This is a genomic window from Mesorhizobium sp. M4B.F.Ca.ET.089.01.1.1, assembly GCF_004022605.1.
In the GTDB taxonomy this organism is placed as follows: Bacteria; Pseudomonadota; Alphaproteobacteria; order Rhizobiales; family Rhizobiaceae; genus Mesorhizobium; species Mesorhizobium abyssinicae.
The window spans coordinates 1-3,016 of record NZ_RZOS01000584.1 but is presented as its reverse complement, the minus strand read 5'-3'; the positions used below and the strand labels follow the sequence as shown (position 1 = coordinate 3,016).

The window sequence follows — 3,016 nt, the reverse complement described above, 5'->3', positions numbered from 1 at the left end:
GCCATAGCCGGTCGGATTGGGCGGACGGAAGCCGACGACGACGACCGCGGCACCTTCCGCCAGCTTCTGCCGGGCGACGGCAAGCGCTTCCGGTTCGATCAGCGGCGTGTCGCCGAACATGACGAGAATATCGTCGTAACCCTTTGATATAGCAGCGCGCGCTGCAAGCACGGCATGCGCGGTGCCGAGACGCTTCTCCTGCACGAAAGTCTCGGCGTTCGGCGCGAATTTCTGCGCCGCCTTGCGCATTTCGTCCGCGCCATGGCCGATCACCAGCGCCAGGTCGCCGCTGCCGGCGGCTTCCGCCGCCTTCACCACATGGGCGACCATCGGCAGCCCGGCGATCGGATGCAGCACCTTGGGCAGCGCGCTCTTCATGCGTGTGCCCTCGCCGGCGGCAAGGATGACGGACAGGCAGGATCTCTGGCTCATGAAAGGGCAACCATATGAACAGGGTCGGGAATCAAGGCATATCTAGCATCAGCGCCCATGCTGCACCAATGCGGTTAAATTCCGGTGAGACGGCGGATCTGCCTACTCCTGATCAGCGCATCTCAAGGCGCGATCCAGCAGGCAATATGCCGCTACAACAGACCGTACTGCCTGAATTCCGCCTGCTCATCGCCGGCGATCCAACCAAACACTTTCAGGCGGCCGTCGCGTCTTTCTACGAGATAGTTGACCTCGAAATCGATGGTCAGACGGTCCTTGTAGCTGCGTTCGTATTCGCCCGACCATTGCACCTTGGCAACGCAATGGTCCTGGTCGATGGGCGTCACCGAGACATCGGCACAAATCATCTTCTTGCTGCCGATCGCCCGATAGGCCTCGAAGCCCTTTTTCATGACGTCCTTCAACTCCGCGCCATTTTCGCCAACGACGACCCCTGCCGGCGTCACGGAGACAAAGCCGGTCGAGTAGATATCCGCGAGGTCGTCCAGATCGACGGTGCCTGCGATCGCGTCGTTGTAGACCCTCTCATACGTCTTGAAGAACTCTTGCAGATCCGCCCGGGATACCATTCTCGCCTCACCGTCGCGCTTGCGCACGAGCCTGCAACGCGGGCTTTCAGGCATCGTTCCGGTTGCGGAGGATGGGAGCTACCCCAGCCGCCCCAGGCCCGGGAAATTTTCCAGCAGCCAGTAGGACGCGCTCTGCACGCCGCCGGTCAGGAAAAACACGCCGGCGACGACCAGCAGTGCGCCGATCGCCTGTTCGACGCGACCGAGATGGACACGGAATCTGGCGAGGAAGCGCATGAAGGCGCCCGAAAACAGCGCGGCGATCAGGAACGGGATGCCGAGCCCGAGCGAATAGGCGGCGAGCAGCAACGCGCCCTCGCCCACCGTCTCGCGGCCGCCCGCCAACGTCAGGATCGGACCCAGAACCGGTCCGATGCAAGGCGTCCAGCCGAAAGCGAAGGCCAGTCCCATAATGTAGGCGGCGACCAGGCTGGCCGGTTTGCCCTGCGACTGGAAGCGCGCCTCGCGCGACAGAAGCGGAATGCGCAATATGCCGAGGAAATTGAGCCCCATCAGGATGATGAGCACGCCGGCCGCCATTGCCAGCGGCTCCTGCCAAACGCGCAGCCAATGACCTATCGTCGAGGCGCCGGCGCCGAGTGCCACGAACACGGTGGAGAAACCGAGCACGAAGGCGATGGAGGACGCAATCAGCGCGCCACGCGCGCCGGCCCTGGCGGTTGCGCCGGCATCGCCGCGGAAATCGTCTACCGAAACGCCGGCCATGTAGCAGAGATAGGGCGGCACCAGCGGCAGCACGCAAGGCGACAGGAACGAGATCGCCCCCGCTCCGACCGCGCTGACATAGCCGATATCCAACGCCATTCCTGGTGCTCCAGAACGTTATGGCGCTGATATAGCGAGACAAAGGCGCGTCTGCCAATCACCAATGCGTGGCAAGTCGCCGCCCTGCCCAATGCAATTGCGGGAAGAACCTGTCTCTCGGAGGCGTTGATCCAATGAGGCCGCGATTTTCCGCGCGCTTCTTCGGATACCCAGGGAGATTTCCATGAAAACGATTACTGTCGGGCTCGCAGCACTTCTGCTCAGCACCGCCGCATCCTTCGCCGCCGAGGCGTGGAAGGAAGCCGAGGTTGGCGGCACGAAAATCTACACGGACGCCATGGGCATGACGCTCTACACCTACGACAAGGACGAGAAGGGCAAATCGAACTGCTACGACAAATGCGCCACCAACTGGCCGCCCCTGAAGGCCGAGGCCGGCGCCAAGGCGGACGATGAATGGACGATTGTCGACCGCACCGACGGCACCAAGATGTGGGCCTACGACGGCAAGCCGGTCTACACCTTCATCAAGGACAAGAAGGCCGGCGACGCGACGGGCGACGGCGCCTCCGGCGTCTGGCACATCGTCAAGGCCGACTGAGTTCCCGCCCCGAAACATCGGCTGGCCGCCGGACAAGGTCTGTTCACCCGGCGGCCGGTTTCCGCCATTGCCGCGTCTAGCGACTCGCTCGAATCGACCGGGTCGTTCCAGTGGCTCGATGCTCGAACGGCCCTCCCCGAATTATGTGGTCCACTCCATACACTCTAAGAGTGTATTGCCGCGGACGTCTCCGCATTTTGGCCGCCCTGCCCTTGACCGATTGCAAAAGCACGGCCATGTGAGCGACGAAAAAGAACGCGTCGCGCGCGGCGGGAATTCTTCCGCTGGCCCATAGCTGATATGAGACCTCATGGACGTCGTCGTCGTCGAATCGCCGGCCAAGGCAAAGACAATCAACAAATATCTCGGCAAGAACTATAAGGTCCTGGCCTCGTTCGGCCACGTCCGCGATCTGCCGGCCAAGGATGGTTCGGTGCGCCCCGACGAGGACTTCGCCATGTCCTGGTCGGTCGACACCGCCTCGGGCAAGCGGCTTGCCGACATCGCCAAGGCGGTCAAGGACGCCGACGGCCTGATCCTCGCCACCGACCCGGACCGCGAGGGCGAGGCGATTTCCTGGCATGTGCTGGAAGTGCTGAAGCAGAAG

Annotated in this window: 5 protein-coding genes; 2 read left to right on the top strand and 3 right to left on the bottom strand. The window is 62.8% G+C overall.

Features of this window, described 5'->3' with window-relative positions:
* The 3 genes from EN780_RS31080 to EN780_RS31070 form a co-directional block, all read right to left on the bottom strand.
* A partial coding sequence (locus EN780_RS31080; protein WP_148674713.1) for an NTP transferase domain-containing protein occupies positions 1-432 on the bottom strand: 432 nt, incomplete at its 3' end.
* 152 nt (positions 433-584) lie between these two features.
* Positions 585-1,049 (bottom strand): nuclear transport factor 2 family protein, encoded by a 465-nt coding sequence (locus EN780_RS31075; protein WP_245500182.1) that lies wholly within the window; start codon positions 1,047-1,049, stop codon positions 585-587.
* Between the two features lie 51 nt (positions 1,050-1,100).
* Positions 1,101-1,847 (bottom strand): cytochrome c biogenesis CcdA family protein, encoded by a 747-nt coding sequence (locus EN780_RS31070; protein ID WP_128276186.1) that lies wholly within the window; start codon positions 1,845-1,847, stop codon positions 1,101-1,103.
* 184 nt (positions 1,848-2,031) lie between these two features.
* Between EN780_RS31070 and EN780_RS31065 the strand changes: the two genes are divergently transcribed.
* Positions 2,032-2,409, top strand: a complete 378-nt coding sequence (locus EN780_RS31065; protein WP_128276185.1) for a hypothetical protein — start codon at positions 2,032-2,034, stop codon at positions 2,407-2,409.
* Between the two features lie 310 nt (positions 2,410-2,719).
* The coding region (locus tag EN780_RS31060; RefSeq protein ID WP_245500181.1) for a toprim domain-containing protein at positions 2,720-3,016 on the top strand (297 nt) is incomplete at its 3' end.

Bases quoted from the DNA above. Each gene is read 5' to 3' on its own strand.
- EN780_RS31065 (WP_128276185.1), top strand. From the start codon at position 2,032: ATGAAAACGATTACTGTCGGGCTCGCAGCACTTCTGCTCAGCACCGCC.
- EN780_RS31070 (WP_128276186.1), bottom strand. From the start codon at position 1,847: ATGGCGTTGGATATCGGCTATGTCAGCGCGGTCGGAGCGGGGGCGATC.